Raw genomic sequence first — 15,861 nt, forward strand, 5'->3', positions numbered from 1 at the left:
TCCCCTTAGTAAAATTGGTCTGGTAAGATCGTTTCACCTAATTTTTCATTATCTCGATAGTCAATCGGGATATCGATGATGACTGGTCCTTCTGTAGCAAATCCTTCTTCTAAGGCAGAGACCAATTCTTCTGCATTGCTTACTCGCAGACCTTTAGCGCCAAAAGCTTCGGCATATTGAACAAAATCAACTGGACCAAAATCAACCCCTGATGCTCGATCATATTTCATGATTTCTTGAAACTCGACCATATTATAACGACCATCATTCCAAATCAAATGAATGATCTTCAATTTTTTACGCACAGCTGTTTCTAAGTCTTGGGCAGAAAATAAAAAGCCACCGTCTCCTGATACAGAGATTACTTGCGTATTTGGACGAACTAGTGCAGCAGAGATCGCCCAAGGTAGTGCAACGCCTAATGTCTGCATGCCATTACTGAATAGCAAATGACGCGCTTCATAACTTCTAAAGTGGCGGGCCATCCAAATATAATGACTACCGACATCAACCGTCACAGTCATGTCGTCCGTTACTTTCGATTGCAGTGTATTGATTACTTCTAACGGATGTAAGATCCCGTCTTCACTACTGGTTTCACAAATATCTCGTGCCTTCAACTTTTCTTGCAACGTATTTAAATATTCTTGCGCATCTGCCGATACTTGTGTTTCTTCTAATGACTCTGTCAGTAAATCTAATGTTGCAGAAATGTCCCCGATTAGTTCACGTTCTGGTTGCATGAAACTGTCGATTTCAGCTGGTGTTTCATCAATGACGATGATTCTAGCATCTTTTTCAGCATTCCAGTTTCTCGCTTCATATTCGATTGGATCATAACCAATCGCAATCACTAAATCACTCCGTTTTAACAGCATATCTCCTGGTTGATTGCGGAATAGACCTACTCGACCAAAAAAGTGGTCTTCTAATTGACGAGAAATGACTCCGGCTGCTTGGAAAGTTTCTACCACAGGCAATCCTGTTTTTTCAACAAGCTGACGAATGGCTGCTGTTTCATCTTTACTTGATCCACGCATTCCAACTAACAATACAGGTAACTTCGCTTCACGAATCCGTTCAACCAGATAGTCGATATCTCCTGAAGATGCTGAGCCTAATTTAGGATCTTGTAATGGTTTGATGACCTCACTTTTGACTGGTGCATCTACCACATCTTGAGGGATACTGATAAAACTAGCGCCTTTTTTCGAACTCTTTGCCATTCGATAGGCATTAGCGATAATTTCTGAAATTGTTTCAGGATCTTGGATCTCTGCACTATATTTTGTGATTGGTTCAAACAATGCAGCATTGTTCATGCTTTGATGTGTTAATTTTAATAAATCACTTCGTTTTACTTGCCCTGCGATTGCCAACACAGGATCACCTTCTGCTGTCGCTGTGACTAGTCCGGTTGCTAGATTACTCGCACCAGGCCCACTTGTCGCAATCACCACACCTGGTTCTCCAGTAATACGACCAATTGCTTGCGCCATAAAGGCAGCGTTTTGCTCATGACGCGTCACGATCAACTCTGGACCATGATCTTCTAATTCATTGAATACTCCATCGATTTTCGCTCCTGGAATACCGAATACGTAATCAACTTGATGATTGATTAAACTTTCTACTACAGTTGTTGAACCTTGTTTTTCTTTAATTACTTCTTCTGATACAGTTTCTACACCTTGTTTTTCCTTAAGCAACATGAGACATCTTCCTTTTCAACGCTATTTACATGATCATTACATTATAAATAGAAATAATATTAATACAGATATTCACACCTGTTTCATCTATTAGTCTAGCACTTAATGAGTCATTTGTGTAGTAAGAAGCAAAAAAAAAGACATACATTTTTGTCACATGGACAAAAAGTACATCTTTTTTATTGCTTTTGATATTTTTTTCCTAGAATGATCAGGTCATTTTCTTGATTGCCCATATTGGCAACTTTTGGCAAATGTCCCCAAACGGCGTATCCATTTTTGAGAAATAACTTTTTACTTGCCTGATTCACATCAAAAACAAATGCAAGCACTGTCTGGATTTTTAAACGACGCAGTTGAGTTTCCACAAAGTCAAGGGCGGCCTTACCTAAATGATGACCACGTGTCACTGGGTCTAGATAAATACTGATTTCCGCTGTCTGTTGATACGCAGGCCGACCATAAAAATCACTAAGGCTGATCCAACCGACGATATGATCGCCATGACGCATTACCCAAAGCGGTCTAGAATCAGCATGATGCGCCTCAAACCAAGGGACCCTCGAGTCAACCGTTATCGGTTCCAGATCCGCCGTTGCTTTTTTCGATGCGATAGACTGATTATAAATGTCAACAATTCGCGGTAGATCCTTGATCGTTGCATAGGTATACTTGATATCGATTGGTTTCGCCCCCTTTATTTTTGAATAGTATAACACGTTTTTTATCATCGTTATATAGCAAAAAAAGGAGTTATATTGAAACCATTGATATTACTACTATTAGTGTTTATTCTTCGATCTTTTTGATTGTTGGATGAGTTTGAGCGCACGTTTTCGTGTTTTTGATATTCGGGCTTTTCAATCGTCTATATGCGCTTGAAAGGTCTTGCTTCTCCATTTTATCCCCCCATTTTCTAGAACATTCATTTCACCTTATTTTACTTCTGTAAATAGCATTTTCTTTCTTAACTTTGGCGAATATTTCTTTAACGTTAATCGTTCCGGTGTATTTCTTTTGTTTTTACTCGTCAGATAGATTCGCTCACCCGTTTCTTTGCATTCTAATGTAATGTTTTGGCGCATGTTTTCTCCTTCTCTCACTCTTTTTTAGTCATTCAATCGTTGCCCTATTTTCAGCTTCGATCAAACCACTCAAGTTTCAAATAGTAATGATTACGATTTATAAAATATAATATACGCTAGTAGCGAATTACTGTCAATAAAAAAACGAATGAAAATACCTTCAAATGAATGGCCACTCATTTTAAACAATTAAAAATAACAAAAAAACTGATTTTCAACGGGCAACTACGTGCGCCATCGAATGACAGTTTTTTTGTTTTGACTATTGTTTTACAGTTGTTACTAGTAGTTCAAACAGATCGGCTAGTACAAACTCTGCTTGTGGCTCATCTGCCCAAACACCGACCATACTACCCATCACTGGTAATTCGGTATTGCTGACTACAGTGGATGTCGAAATTGTCGCTAGTGCGTTTTTTGCTGTATCAAAGGAGTAATGTCCTTGTTCGCTTGTTTTTCGACCGATGACCCAATACCAGTGATCGTTCGTATTCACCAGTTGATGCCCTTGATCAAGTAAAAATTCGGCAGAACTGACGTGATAGTTGTCCCACCCCGCTGTCCAATAGGCAATCACTAAGTCTTGATCGAATCGACCAAATTGTTCTTTTTCCTCGTAGTAGATGCCGTCGTTAAATACGATCGGAATCATCCCATAGGTTTTGACCAGTTCAGCCAATTGATTGGTATAAGTGACAAAATCGCGATACTTCCCAGACTGCTGGAGTCCTCGCCACCCGCCATCAGTTAAATCATTGGCAAATTCATCGCAACCTATATTGAAAGAATTAGTGATCGTTGAGAAGTAGCTCACATATTTTTCAAGTAGTGCTTTGGTGAAAGCGACCGCTTCTTGATTATCCAAATCAAGTGTTCGAATCGACGTTTGATAACAAGGGTGTTCGATGCCTAATTGTTGCATTCCTGTTAGAATCGCGTCCATATGGCCAGGGGTATTGATAAGCGGGATCACTTCCATGTTTTCTGCCTTAGCCACACTAGCTAACTCTGTCATTTCTGTTTCCGTCAAATAAGTACCATTAGGATCATCATAGTACTGTTTTGTTCCTGCAATCAATGCTTCTTTGACTGATTGACTGGAATAAGTTTTTCCTTTGACAGTCAGCGTCATGTCATCCAGTAAAAAACGTAATCCGTTATTTCCCAGCGCAAAAGAAATCGCCGTGTATCGACATTGACTTGCTTTTTTTATGCTCTGGATCAATTGTTCTTTCGAAAAATATTTACGTCCATTATCAATCAATAAAACCTTTTTCATCTTTACCTCCACAAAAAGAAATCGTTTACATATTATACAATAAAGGAGGCCCAACGAGAATACTCTTTTGCACTTAAATAAAAAAATCCCCTCTCAACCAGATTACTCGATCGTTAAGAAGGGAGGTTGCTTATTCAACTGAATCTACACAAAATGCCTTTTCTTTGGCTAAAAAGAACGGACGGAGATAACCGACAGTGTTTGATAAAGGCAGCAATTCTTCACTTAAATGAATCTTCAAGACGTCCGTTAAATATTGCTTACGTCTAACGATCCGCTCCCACATGTCTGGATATTGCTCCTTCAGTTCATTTCTTAATCCTTCATCTGCTAGTGCCACACATTCTTCTGCACTTACTCCAGTATATCCTGATACAGAAGGAATAATATCTAACTGGAAGATCATGCCACTCTTGATGATTTCTTGCGAATCAGAATAAATGGGCGAGGCTAACCATTCTTCATCCGCCGTCAAGTGTCCTGGATTCAAATGCCAGTGATAGGTCGCTTGCGGCAAGACTGTTTCAATCAATTGATAGAGATCAGCCCCTTTCATTCCGATATGGATAGCTTCTAGCCAGCTGACGATAGCTGCATAATAAGGTTTTGCTACTCGATCCAGATAATCAGCTTGTTCTACTGGCAGTTGAGCTTCTTCTTCGATCACAAATCCTGTACGACTGGATAAGCCACCTTTGAAGCCTGTCGTCAATGACAGCGGATCACCAAATTGGATCGTTTTTGCTGTCGGATAAAGATTCGCAAATTCAAAACGGCGTCCAGTTGCAGCAATCGTGATCACTGTATTCGCTTGTCCTTGTCCGTGCAACAACTCTCCGATCTCGGATTCTTTCACACCAAGCTCAATGGCATCTAATGCACGTAGCATGCAAGACGAAGCAAGATTTGCCCCATATTCGTAGTGTGCGATTTCATTTGCATTGTTCGTGACACGCGCCCCTTCCTCACCAATCAATAGATGAGTGCCATTGACGATAGCAGTTTCCGCAGTGATTGCTTGTTTTAGCGCATCTACGATAAAGAATGGTACATCGAACAATTGGCGATTGTTTTGTGTCATAGACGTAAACAACTTCCAACCGACTAACCCGATTTTCTTTCTATCCGCCACCTTTAATGATGCAAAAATAGCTGACAGGTTTTGTTCATGGTCCATTGGTTGATTCGGCAACGAAAATGCTGGATAATGGATCAAATCCGCAGTGATCCGCGCATGGGCATTCATTTTTAGATTCTCATTCCCAAGGATCATCGTGAATTTGCCCGATTGATCTAACACCAATAATCCTTCTTCAAATCGCGGGATAAAGCCTGTAAAATATTCAAAATTACCACCATGCTCTTTATCTGCATATATCACCAACAGATCTATCGCTTCGTCTTTCATGCGTTCGATCGTTTTGTTGATCCGTTCGGTGATTGTGTCCTCTGTCAAAAAGACAGGGGGAACATCTGGAAAAATCGCTGGTTTTGGTATAGTTGTTAACTGGATGTTTTCTTTTTTCATTCATTCTTCCTCGCTTCTATGAGTTCTACATGGTTCTCAGTCAGTGCCTTGGCTAATGCTTTTGGAGGCTTTTGATCCGTGATCAAATAATCAATCGCTGATAAGTCGCAGACTTTATAAAAACCAGTTTTATCTAGTTTTGTATGATCCGCTAGCGCGATCACCCTGCGTCCTTGTTGGATCATCTGACGTTTCACTAAGCCTTCTTCCTCTGTATGGATGAACAGTCCTTCGCTTGTCAACGCAAATACTCCAAGTAGTGTGTAGTCTGCTTGATAATTTTTCAACTGTTCCACTGTTTCCGTTCCAAATAAAAACAACTGTTCTTTGTGTAATCTACCGGGTAATAAGGAAATAACTGTTTTCGGATGATTAGCTAGTAATAAAGCGTGAGATAAAGAATTGGTGACCGCATGGATTTTTTTGTCCGGTAGTTCTCTAATCACCGCTTCCACTGTAGTCGAAGAATCAAAGATGATCGAGGAAGGATCTGCCATTATTTCAAGCGCCTGCTCAGCCATTTGTTTTTTCACATCATTTAGGATCGTTGATCGTTGCTCATAATCAAAGATCGTTGCTTCTTTTTGAATCGCTAAAGCACCGCCATGGGTCCGTTTGATTTGGCGCTGTTTTGCTAACTGGATCAAGTCCCGACGAATCGTATCTTTAGATACATCTAAGCGATCTGCTAAATCTTCGATCGAAGCACTTTTTTCTTGATCAATCATTGTTTTAATACGTTGGATGCGTTCTTCCTTCAACATGACGCTCACTCCTTTCATCTAAGATACGCTATTTTGCATTGTTTTGCAATATTCTGCTGTTTTTTTCGTAAAATAAGTGGGCCACTAATTCTTTACCACCTAAAACCGAATAGATGGCAGGAACAGAAGTAACCTCTTCGAAAAAAATAAGGCGCCAGCCACAAAAATTGGAAGAACAATTTTCGCGGCTAGCGCCTTATTTTTCAAGGCTAAACATTTCGGTCTCGACCTCTTGATGGTTGATTGATTCAATTCATAACAGCTTGCTTCTCTTCAATTGTTTCAATGAGTCTTGGCAAATCAGAAAACCGATCGATCACATGATCTGCGCCAGCTTCTAAAAATTCTTGCCGCACCCGTGCAAAAAGTTTTTCTTTTTCAGCAGCCGTCAATTGCTGATACGTGTCAAAGGAATAACCAGCTTGTGAACTTCCTTCAATTACGCCCACAGAAAGAACTCCCGCATTCTTCCCTTCGAGTATATCAGAGATCGTATCTCCTAGTTTTAACACTTCTTGTCTATTTTCCTGTTTAAAATAATTCAAGTTCGTTAATAACATCTCTGGAGAGGGACGCCCTTTGCCGTCTACTTCATCTGGCGTGACGATGTGATCTGGCTGATACCCTTGTTCTTTCGCCTTCGCAACAACGATTGCCATCATTTCACTCGTATAACCAGTCGTACTGCCGATTTTGGTTCCTCGCTTACGTAAAGTTGCGACGGTGTCAAGTACACCCGGTTTCACTTCTGCATGATTTGCCAATTGCTGGAACAATACTTCTTCAAATGTTTCATAGATTGCCTCGATATCAGTAGTTTCAGGCTGACGTCCGTGAGTTTCTAACCAACTTTCAGCAATACGAGGCATTTCTAGCATCATTTGGATATGCTCGATTTTTTTCATTCCCATCGGCTCTCTGATTTCTCGTTCAGTCACAGTGATCCCTTGATGTTTGAATGCTTCGCGAAACGCCGCCACCGGTGCCATACAACCAAAATCGACTGCTGTTCCTGCCCAATCTAAGATGACCACATTAATCATTTTTTCGTTCCTCCATATATTGCTGGATCAACCCAGCTACTTTTTCGATATCTTCCAGATAGATTTCACCAATATTCCCAATCCGGAAGCAATCAGTATCACTGATTTTCCCAGGATAGATCGCATAGCCATGCGCTTTTAAATAGTCATAAAATGCTTGGAATTCGAATTGGATATTCTCAGGATATTTGAATGACGTGATGAAAGGTCCCTGATTCTCACTAACATAGGCTTCAAACCCAATTTCTGCCATTCGTTCACGCAAACGCTCATTGTTCATCTGATATCTGTCATAGCGAGCATCGATACCACCTTCTTCCGCCAACTCTTCTAGCGCTTGCCAAAATGCGAGAACAGTATGGGTTGGTGAAGTGAAACGCCATTTCCCGTCTACATCCATCACACGAAATTGATCATACAGATCCATGCTCAACGTGCGTGCTTGTCCGGCACTTTTTTTTAGTAGCTCTTTTTGACAAATCACAAAGCCAAATCCAGGTACTCCTTGGATACATTTATTTGCACTTGAAACTAGAAAATCGATTCCTAACTCTCCAACAGGGATCGGGATGCCGCCAAAGCTTGACATCGCATCGACGATAAAACATAATTTGTGTTTCTTTGTCACTGCTGAAATCTCTTCTAAAGGATTCAAAATACCAGAAGTCGTTTCACTGTGGATCATTGCAAGTGCAGTAATACCAGGATGCAACGCTAATAGTTCCTCGATTTTTTCAGCTTGTGGTGTTTCATTTTCAGCCACTTGATAAATCACATGATCAATGCCATGGTATTGAGCCATTTGCACCATCCGTTCGCCATAAGCACCATTTGTACAGATCAGTAAACGATCGGTCGCGCCAACAACTGAACTTAACACAGATTCAACTGCAAAGCTGCCACTTCCTTGCATCAACACAGCTGTATAAGCTTCATTGGAGACACCAGCAAGATCAAGCAATCGTTGTCGAATCGCCTGAGTGATGACTTTAAAATCATCATCCCATGTACAATGATCGACAAGCATTGCTTCTTTCACTGTACGACTCGTGGTCAGAGGACCTGGTGTCAGTAATTTATAATTGATTTTACTGTGATTGATTTCTTTTTCATAATGTTCGATCACCTTTGTTTTTCCACTCATTTTCTTTCTCCTATTCAACTAGACTGGCATGTTTTTTTAGCAGATCTGGGGTTAATGCTTCCGGGAAAACTTTTTGATTTTTAGCGGTTTCAACCCCCGCTAGATCATCTGTTTCATAAAGTTTACTTGGGTAGAATTGTAATAAATCTGCCCGACCTTCTTTAAGGATCACATTCAACATTTCTTCGGCTAAAGGATTCGTCGCTTCACCTTTATCGATCACCGCGAGTGATTCTGTTAAAGCATATGTTCCTTCACTTGGTTCCACAAAATCGATCGGCAATCCTTCTTTTTTATCTTTGATTGCTTGATGACGTAACCCAAAACCCAACGCCACTTCACCGACGCGGACTTTTTTCAACGGACCCGAACCAGACGCTTCAATATGGTCGCCTGCATTGTCATAAATATCGGCTAAAATCGCTTGTGCTTTTGTCTCTCCATATTGATCAATCAATCCTTGGAACAATAACCAAGCTGTTGAGGAATGGTTGATATCAGAAATCGCTAGTTGCCCTTCATAGATTGGATCAGCTAAATCAGCTAAACTTGTCGGTACAGGCAAGTCTGCTTCTTCCATTGCTTGAGTATTGTAGAAAATGACCCCTTCTTGTGTCGTCATCGGTGCTTGGTAATTTGGCAGATCATCGATTGGTTGGACTTCTAATGCCAATTCTTTGAATATCGGTTCATTTTCTTGGACACCATCCAAATAGAACGTACTCATGGTCACTAGATCCGCTTCAATATCTGTGCCTTCCGCCCAAAGTTTTCCGCTCAATTCCGAAGTGCCGAAGGATTGTAGCAAGTATTGGTTTTCAAATCCATTCGAATCAAGAACATCTTTGATGATTTGAACCGGCTCTTCATCTGCATTCGTGTAGATGATGACTTTCTCTTCGTTACCGTTGGCATTCTCACTTGCGTTTGACGTACTACACGCCCCTAAAATTCCTAAAGCGCTGGCGAAGGACAGATAAATGAACCCTTTTTTGACTAATTTTTTCATTTGCTTCAAATCTCCTCATGATAGATTGCGCAAGTATTCTTGCGGTTAAATTGATCAACAATAATAAGATGGATAGGATAAAGATCTCAGTGAATCTGCCGAAATGTTGTAATTCTTTGATTTTGGTCGTGATCACCATCGTTCGGGCACTTGTCAAAAACACCACTGCACTGATCGTAACCATCGAATTTGTAAAATAGTAACAAGCCATTTCCACGATCGTCCGCTTTGAATTTGGAAGAATGATGCGAACCACTGTATCAAGCCAACTATCCCCCATCATCTTCGCTGTGTTTTCCCAGTTGGGATTCATTTTTAATAAGGCACTTTTCGCTAACTGATAAGGGGTTGCAAAATAATGCACCATGTTGGCAATCACCAAAATACTGATCGTACTTTGAAGAGTTGTTCCGCTAAACACCAGCAAATAGGCAATCCCTAAAACCATACCTGGAATCGAGTTCGTGACAGAAGCGAGACTATCGATCGTTTTTGTGATCACGCTTTGTTTTGTGGATCTAGCGGTGAAAATTGCTGCCAAATAAGCAATTACTGTTCCAAACAGCGCCGTCCATAGGGCAACGAAAATCCCTGTATTCAACGTTCTTCTTAAATCAGACGTTTGTAGGAACGCTTCGATATGGCGTGTGGTAAAAGTCATATCAAAGGGCCACCCTTCGACAAAAGGAAGAAGGAACATCACGAGGAAGACTCCGACAATAAACAGGCCACCAACTGTCAGTCCTACACCAAAGAAAAAATCTCTGACAGGGTTGCTTTTTACTGACGTATTTGTCCCGGGGGTTGCATGATCATTTTTTTGGATCTTACGCAAAAACAGAACACTAATGATCGAAGGAACTAACATGATCAGTGCAATGACGGCTCCGCGATTAAAGTCTGGAATCGACCCCATAAAATACTCATACAATAAAGTCGTGATAAAGGGTTCTCGACCACCTACCGCTACAGGTATACCAAAATCAGTAAACCCCATGAAAAAGGCTTGGACGAAAGCAACACCAAATGTTTTGCCCAACGGTTGCAGGATCGTGATTTTCAATCCTCTAAAAAATCCGTCTCCCATCAATCTGGATACCGTCAAATAGCGTTTATCCAAATAATTCATGGCGTCATTCATCAACAAGAAAGTCACTGGGATCGTATAGATCAGTAACCCTAAGATCACACCTGATTTTCCATAGATCGAAAACAACTCTTGACCGACTAGACGTGTCCACAATCCTTGACGGCCCAAAGAATAGATCAACACAAACCCGTATGTGATGGTCGGTAATAACATTGGCAACATAAAGCATTTCTCAATCACCCATTTGAACCCCTTGGGTAGATTCGTAAAGTGCATCCCGTAAGCAAACCAAAAGCCAAGAAAGGTGGCAAAAAGTGCTGTGAGCCCAGCAATGAGCAAACTATTACTTAACGCATTTAGCCAATCGAAGTTCCTTGCTAGTTCCCTGAACAACTCAAAGGAAAAGCCGCCTTCAACAGTCAACGCTTCTTTCAAAACATTCGCTAAGGGATAAAACAATACGAGGACAAAACCAAACAAGATGAACGCTGGCAGTAATGCTTCTATTTTCATCTTTCTCATGAGAAGCGAACCACTTTTTCATGAACTACGCCGGTTGCTTGAGTAAAGATCCGTTCAATATTACGTCGTTTGATTTTTAGCTGATCGACAATAAATGCCTGTACAAAGGGTTCCATCGTATTCGTCACGATTTCTTTTGGTGTACTGTATTGTGCGATTCGACCATCTTTCAAAACCATGATTTTATCAGAAAGGGTCAATGCCTCTTCTGGATCATGCGTGACGATGATCGTCGTTAAGTTCAGTTTTTTAGCAATCAATTGGATACGTTCTTTGATCGATTCTTTGATGACACCGTCCAATGCACTTAAGGGCTCATCTAGTAACAATACTTGGGGTTTCATCACCAGAGTCCGACCTAATGCCACCCGTTGTTTTTGCCCGCCAGATAGTTGGTGGATGCGTTTATCCAAATGATCATTCAAATCCAATAGATCGATCAATTCTTGCAATTCTTCTTTAGAAGTGATATTTTTTTGTTTTCGCAACCCGTACACCAAGTTTTCATAGGCACTTAGGTTAGGGAATAAAGCATAGTCCTGAAAGACAATATTAAATGGTCGTTTTTCCATGACCTGTTTTGTGATATCTTCGCCATCATAAAGTAGTTGACCATTTGTTGGTTGCTCCAATCCAAGGATGATATTCAATAAAGTTGTTTTTCCTGAACCCGAGGCACCGAGTATCGAAACGATCTCACCTTTAGCGATCGATACATTGATTTCTTTTAACACTTCATGATGATTAAACGTCTTACTAATACCATCTAGCTTTAACATGCGTTCACTCCTTTGTTCTTTCTATACTGCTAATTGTAGAAAATCACTTTTTACTTCTGATTAACTTTAAGTAAATTATTTGTAGGAATATATATTTTTTGTGTAAATTTTCTAATCATTTTCAGATAAGTATTTCTATAAAAAAACAGTGGCTTGCTTCAATGCGCTATCCTCAGCATTGAAAGCAGACCACTGTTTCAGTGATTACTTACTAGATCATTTTATTTATCTATTTGATGTAAATTTGGTTCAAGTGTAAGCTCGCTTCGGTCCAAAGCGCTCTCCATAAATAAGCACTTCTTCGACTTGATTATCGTTGCTCGACAAGCGTTTCTTTAATATTTTTCACGATATTCTCTACTGTCAGCCCATTTTCCGCTAATAGTTCCGATGCTTCATAGCGATCATGAAAAGCTTTATCTAAACCGTAAGTTTGTACACGAATCGCTGCATCCCCTAAATAGCCAGCGACCATTTGACCGTACCCACCTTCCAAGATACCATCTTCAAGTGTTACAACTATATCGTGCGTTTCTTTAAGTTCATCCAGTAATTCAGTATCTAAACCTGAAATGTAAGCTGGATTGATCACCGTCGCAGTTAGTTGGAGATGTTTCTTCAATTCAACAGCGACTTCTTCTGCCAAACCATAAAAATTACCTACACCCATGATTGCTACTTTTTCGCCTTTTTGGATGACTTTGTTCTTATATAACTGACTGTAATCTGTTCGATCTACTTCACCAGAAGAAGTGATTGGGCCGACTGGTACGCGGATTGCCACTAATCGATCCGTTTGATCGATCGACCATTCAAGCATCGCTAAGTATTCTTCTTTCGTAGTTGGGGCTAAGTAGACTAGATTTGGGATATGACTTAAAAATGGAATATCAAAGATCCCTAAATGACTTTCATCATTCATTCCGTTTACAGAAGCAAGTGTCACGAGGATCGTACCTGATAAACGATTCAACGCTAAGTCATGAGAAATTTGATCATAACTTCTTTGTAAAAATGGTGAATGGACTGCCCATACAGGTTTTACTCCGCCTTTAGCTAAACCAGCAGTCATCGTCGCCGCATGTTCTTCGGCAATCCCTACATCAACAAATTGTGCGCCGACTTGTTGACGTTGTTCCGGTGAAAATAAAATCATTGGTGTGCCTGCATTTACTGCCACAACTGTTGGATCTTCCGACATTTTGCGCAATAAGAAGTCTGTGGTTAGGCTGCTATAGGTTTCTGCTCCTTTCGATCGCAGATACTCACCCGTTTCGAGACTAAACGGTCCACCCGCATGGAATTTTTCGCGATTTTCTTCTGCAAAGGAGAAGCCTTTTCCTTTGACGGTATGGATATGCAACACAACTGGCTCTTCTTGATCTTTTACTTCTTCGAATAACTCGATCAAAGCAGCTAAATCATTACCTGCGTCAAGATAGCGATAATCAAGTCCTAATGCTTTAAAGAAATTGTTCGTCGCCTGACCATTCGTTTCCCTTAGCTCTTTGAGATTTTTGTAAAGTCCTCCATGATTTTCTGCGATCGACTGGTCATTATCATTGACGATAATGATCGTATTGGTGCCTAGTTCAGAAATATTATTCAAACCTTCATAGGCTAAACCTCCCGACAACGACCCATCGCCAATCACTGCAACGACATTATTTTTTTCGTTTTTTAAATCTCTCGCCTTAGCTAGACCATTTGCTAAAGACAATGAAGTCGATGTATGTCCGATCGTAAAGAGATCATGTTCACTTTCTAATGGGTTCGTGTAACCTGAGACTTCCTGGTAATGCGCTTGGTCCAAAAACGCTTGCGCTCTTCCTGTCAACATTTTATGCACATAGGTTTGGTGTGAGACATCAAAAACAAATTGATCTTTTGGTGAATCGAACACATAATGTAGCGCTACCGTCATTTCAACAACGCCTAGATTGGGGCCATTATGTCCACCATATTGGCTGATTTTTTGCAATAACGCGGCACGTGCTTCCTCTACCACTTGTTGAAGCTCTTCTTGCTTCAATTGCTTTAGATCTTGAGGACCTTTTATTTGTTTTAATAACATGAATTTCCCTCCTTTATTTCTGCTTAATCATACACCTTGAACCGAACTCTAAGTCAAGTGATTTTTTTAACAAATAATTCTAATTTGCGAAAATGTTGAACGTGCTGTTATAAAGCTATTTTTTTCATTAAAAAAGCCGTAGATCCTTCAATCTACGGCTTTTTATTTATTTCTTCGATGAATAGTTCACAATGATTTTACCCATTTTTTTTGGATTTCGTCGCTTGTCACGAATAATTTGATAACTAACAAGAACGATCAAAATCAAAATCACACCTGTCAAAACGTACAATATTTGTATTTGTTCTCCCAATGGTGGTAAAACGTTCTTTTTAGGCGGTGCGCTTGGTGTCACTGATTCTTTCGGATCATCGGTGTTCGGCTTTGTGGGACTTGTTTCTTGTGTCGCATTTGAATCAAACTCTAGTTCTCCAGTGACTTCAATGGTATTAGAACTAGCTTCTATGTGCGTTTGTGGCAATCCAACGATCAATAGACTTAAAGCCATGAACAAACAAAGAATTGTTTGTTTTTTTTGTTTCATCCAATCACCTCACAATTTGAACTATGGATAAGGATCTCCAGCTTCATCTAGCGCTTCAATATTCAATGTCAACGTACTTGCAATTGAGATTGATCCTTTATCCGTTGGAAAATCAAGAACATCAGTATCAACATCTCCTTCAAAAGTAAACGTCGCTGTGCTTGCTCCTGTTAAATCACCAGGACGTGCATTCGGTGAAGCTAAGGTCATCAAATTGCCTGATAAGTTTGAATTCACCAAACCATTTTCAATCAAAAGATTGCTGTCTCCTAAACTACCAACCAATGTTAACCGATCGATTGCTGAGATATCACCAGATGAAACTGCGTAATTTCCTAGAGTGATTTTTACTGGACGACCTGAATGATTGGTAATCGTATGCTCTCCACCTAGAATTGTCTTATAGTCTTCTGGTTCAGTGAAGAAGACCGCTTTTAAAGGTAACGTCACATTCAACCATTTATCTGGATTTTCTGGTTCTGGTGCCTCCGGATCTGTGTTATCAAAACCTAAAGTTCCATCGATCGCCACATCTGCAGTCTTATCGATCGATCCACCTAATGAATTATCGATCGTTTGATCATCTCCGTTGATGACAATATCAGCTTGAACACTTGCCCCTGCTGCTAAAATCGTGCCGAACATCAAACCTGTTGCTAGAATATTTTTTGCTTTCATTTTGTTTTCTCCTTTATTTATGTCTTTATATCCTAAAGCATGATTGCTTTATTCCCTCTTTATTGATTGACATTGATGGTCACGTCAACCGTCGTTTTACCCATAAGCTTTTTATTTTCTAAATCATAAAACTCTAATTCCACTACTCCTGGATGCGTGCCTGTCGTCAACTCTTTTGCTAATGTCAATTCGGTTACTTCATATCCAGGTTCCAATAAGCCTGTTTCATATAATGTTTCTTTAGAATCCTTCATAGACAATATGGCTTGTTGCCCATAGCGATTGGTCGGCAAGTTTTGGATCCAGATATTGCCCGTTTTCCCATCCGCATTGACACTGACTTCTGGATACACATTGATAGTTACATTACTGTCGTCTACCGCTTGATTGGCATATTTTTTCAATTGGTCGCCTGTCATTTTTTCCGCATGTTTGATTTCCGGGAAATCGTCCGACAAAATCTGCGTTGGTTGGATATTGACATACCAATACCAACCAATCGCAACGAACGCAAGCAATAATAAAAGAAGCGCCAGTAATCTTTTTTTCTTTTGTTGTTCATTTTTTTCAGTTATTTTCTGTGTTTCCTGTGTGATCATGTTCACCTTCT

At 40.2% G+C, this 15,861-nt stretch carries 15 protein-coding genes and 1 pseudogene; all 16 read right to left on the reverse strand.

The window, feature by feature from the left end:
• Positions 1-5: 5 nt before the first annotated feature.
• Positions 6-1,712, reverse strand: a complete 1,707-nt coding sequence (alsS, locus tag IGI79_RS08905) for an acetolactate synthase AlsS (RefSeq protein WP_438845875.1) — start codon at positions 1,710-1,712, stop codon at positions 6-8.
• Positions 1,713-1,891: 179 nt separating this feature from the next.
• Positions 1,892-2,443, reverse strand: coding sequence for a GNAT family N-acetyltransferase (locus IGI79_RS08910; protein ID WP_438845876.1), 552 nt, complete (start codon positions 2,441-2,443; stop codon positions 1,892-1,894).
• A 51-nt stretch (positions 2,444-2,494) separates the two neighbouring features.
• A pseudogene (locus tag IGI79_RS08915) lies at positions 2,495-2,612 on the reverse strand (putative metal homeostasis protein).
• Positions 2,613-2,647: 35 nt separating this feature from the next.
• The gene (rpmG, locus tag IGI79_RS08920; protein ID WP_010735066.1) at positions 2,648-2,797 is read right to left on the reverse strand and encodes a 50S ribosomal protein L33; all 150 of its coding nucleotides are present in this window, start codon (positions 2,795-2,797) and stop codon (positions 2,648-2,650) included.
• A gap of 262 nt (positions 2,798-3,059) precedes the next feature.
• Positions 3,060-4,076, reverse strand: coding sequence for a family 20 glycosylhydrolase (locus IGI79_RS08925; RefSeq protein ID WP_438845877.1), 1,017 nt, complete (start codon positions 4,074-4,076; stop codon positions 3,060-3,062).
• A 130-nt stretch (positions 4,077-4,206) separates the two neighbouring features.
• The gene (locus IGI79_RS08930; RefSeq protein WP_438845878.1) at positions 4,207-5,604 is read right to left on the reverse strand and encodes a M24 family metallopeptidase; all 1,398 of its coding nucleotides are present in this window, start codon (positions 5,602-5,604) and stop codon (positions 4,207-4,209) included.
• The gene (locus IGI79_RS08935) at positions 5,601-6,368 is read right to left on the reverse strand and encodes a DeoR/GlpR family DNA-binding transcription regulator (RefSeq protein WP_108146264.1); all 768 of its coding nucleotides are present in this window, start codon (positions 6,366-6,368) and stop codon (positions 5,601-5,603) included. The genes IGI79_RS08930 and IGI79_RS08935 overlap by 4 nt, the downstream gene beginning before the upstream one ends.
• Positions 6,369-6,616: 248 nt before the next feature.
• Positions 6,617-7,411, reverse strand: a complete 795-nt coding sequence (gene phnX / locus IGI79_RS08940) for a phosphonoacetaldehyde hydrolase (protein WP_108146263.1) — start codon at positions 7,409-7,411, stop codon at positions 6,617-6,619.
• Positions 7,404-8,555, reverse strand: a complete 1,152-nt coding sequence (gene phnW / locus IGI79_RS08945; RefSeq protein ID WP_108146262.1) for a 2-aminoethylphosphonate--pyruvate transaminase — start codon at positions 8,553-8,555, stop codon at positions 7,404-7,406. Before phnW ends, phnX begins: the two co-directional genes overlap by 8 nt.
• Positions 8,556-8,565: 10 nt before the next feature.
• Positions 8,566-9,564 carry an extracellular solute-binding protein gene (locus IGI79_RS08950; protein WP_108146261.1) on the reverse strand — a complete coding sequence of 333 codons (999 nt, stop codon included), beginning with the start codon at positions 9,562-9,564 and terminating at the stop codon, positions 8,566-8,568.
• Positions 9,491-11,176: an ABC transporter permease gene (locus IGI79_RS08955; RefSeq protein ID WP_438845879.1), complete on the reverse strand. Its 1,686-nt coding sequence runs from the start codon at positions 11,174-11,176 to the stop codon at positions 9,491-9,493. The genes IGI79_RS08950 and IGI79_RS08955 overlap by 74 nt, the downstream gene beginning before the upstream one ends.
• Positions 11,173-11,955 (reverse strand): ABC transporter ATP-binding protein, encoded by a 783-nt coding sequence (locus IGI79_RS08960; protein ID WP_023519938.1) that lies wholly within the window; start codon positions 11,953-11,955, stop codon positions 11,173-11,175. Before IGI79_RS08960 ends, IGI79_RS08955 begins: the two co-directional genes overlap by 4 nt.
• A gap of 310 nt (positions 11,956-12,265) precedes the next feature.
• Positions 12,266-14,029, reverse strand: a complete 1,764-nt coding sequence (locus tag IGI79_RS08965) for a 1-deoxy-D-xylulose-5-phosphate synthase (protein WP_438845880.1) — start codon at positions 14,027-14,029, stop codon at positions 12,266-12,268.
• Between the two features lie 166 nt (positions 14,030-14,195).
• A complete protein-coding gene (locus IGI79_RS08970) occupies positions 14,196-14,573 on the reverse strand; it encodes a hypothetical protein (RefSeq protein WP_195273207.1) in 378 nt (125 codons plus the stop codon).
• Between the two features lie 21 nt (positions 14,574-14,594).
• Positions 14,595-15,251, reverse strand: a complete 657-nt coding sequence (locus IGI79_RS08975; RefSeq protein ID WP_195273208.1) for a hypothetical protein — start codon at positions 15,249-15,251, stop codon at positions 14,595-14,597.
• A gap of 59 nt (positions 15,252-15,310) precedes the next feature.
• Positions 15,311-15,850, reverse strand: a complete 540-nt coding sequence (locus IGI79_RS08980; protein WP_010735054.1) for a hypothetical protein — start codon at positions 15,848-15,850, stop codon at positions 15,311-15,313.
• Positions 15,851-15,861 lie beyond the last annotated feature (11 nt).

The organism is Enterococcus sp. AZ084 (assembly GCF_051714905.1).
Lineage (GTDB): Bacteria > Bacillota > Bacilli > Lactobacillales > Enterococcaceae > Enterococcus_B > Enterococcus_B pernyi.

Coding starts and splice junctions, on each gene's coding strand:
- alsS (WP_438845875.1), bottom strand. CDS start 1,712: ATGTTGCTTAAGGAAAAACAAGGTGTAGAAACTGTATCAGAAGAAGTA.
- phnW (WP_108146262.1), bottom strand. CDS start 8,555: ATGAGTGGAAAAACAAAGGTGATCGAACATTATGAAAAAGAAATCAAT.
- IGI79_RS08975 (WP_195273208.1), bottom strand. CDS start 15,251: ATGAAAGCAAAAAATATTCTAGCAACAGGTTTGATGTTCGGCACGATT.
- rpmG (WP_010735066.1), bottom strand. CDS start 2,797: ATGCGCCAAAACATTACATTAGAATGCAAAGAAACGGGTGAGCGAATC.
- IGI79_RS08955 (WP_438845879.1), bottom strand. CDS start 11,176: ATGAGAAAGATGAAAATAGAAGCATTACTGCCAGCGTTCATCTTGTTT.
- IGI79_RS08910 (WP_438845876.1), bottom strand. CDS start 2,443: ATGATAAAAAACGTGTTATACTATTCAAAAATAAAGGGGGCGAAACCA.
- IGI79_RS08965 (WP_438845880.1), bottom strand. CDS start 14,029: ATGTTATTAAAACAAATAAAAGGTCCTCAAGATCTAAAGCAATTGAAG.
- IGI79_RS08970 (WP_195273207.1), bottom strand. CDS start 14,573: ATGAAACAAAAAAAACAAACAATTCTTTGTTTGTTCATGGCTTTAAGT.
- IGI79_RS08930 (WP_438845878.1), bottom strand. CDS start 5,604: ATGAAAAAAGAAAACATCCAGTTAACAACTATACCAAAACCAGCGATT.
- IGI79_RS08960 (WP_023519938.1), bottom strand. CDS start 11,955: ATGTTAAAGCTAGATGGTATTAGTAAGACGTTTAATCATCATGAAGTG.
- phnX (WP_108146263.1), bottom strand. CDS start 7,411: ATGATTAATGTGGTCATCTTAGATTGGGCAGGAACAGCAGTCGATTTT.
- IGI79_RS08935 (WP_108146264.1), bottom strand. CDS start 6,368: ATGTTGAAGGAAGAACGCATCCAACGTATTAAAACAATGATTGATCAA.
- IGI79_RS08925 (WP_438845877.1), bottom strand. CDS start 4,076: ATGAAAAAGGTTTTATTGATTGATAATGGACGTAAATATTTTTCGAAA.
- IGI79_RS08950 (WP_108146261.1), bottom strand. CDS start 9,564: ATGAAAAAATTAGTCAAAAAAGGGTTCATTTATCTGTCCTTCGCCAGC.
- IGI79_RS08980 (WP_010735054.1), bottom strand. CDS start 15,850: ATGATCACACAGGAAACACAGAAAATAACTGAAAAAAATGAACAACAA.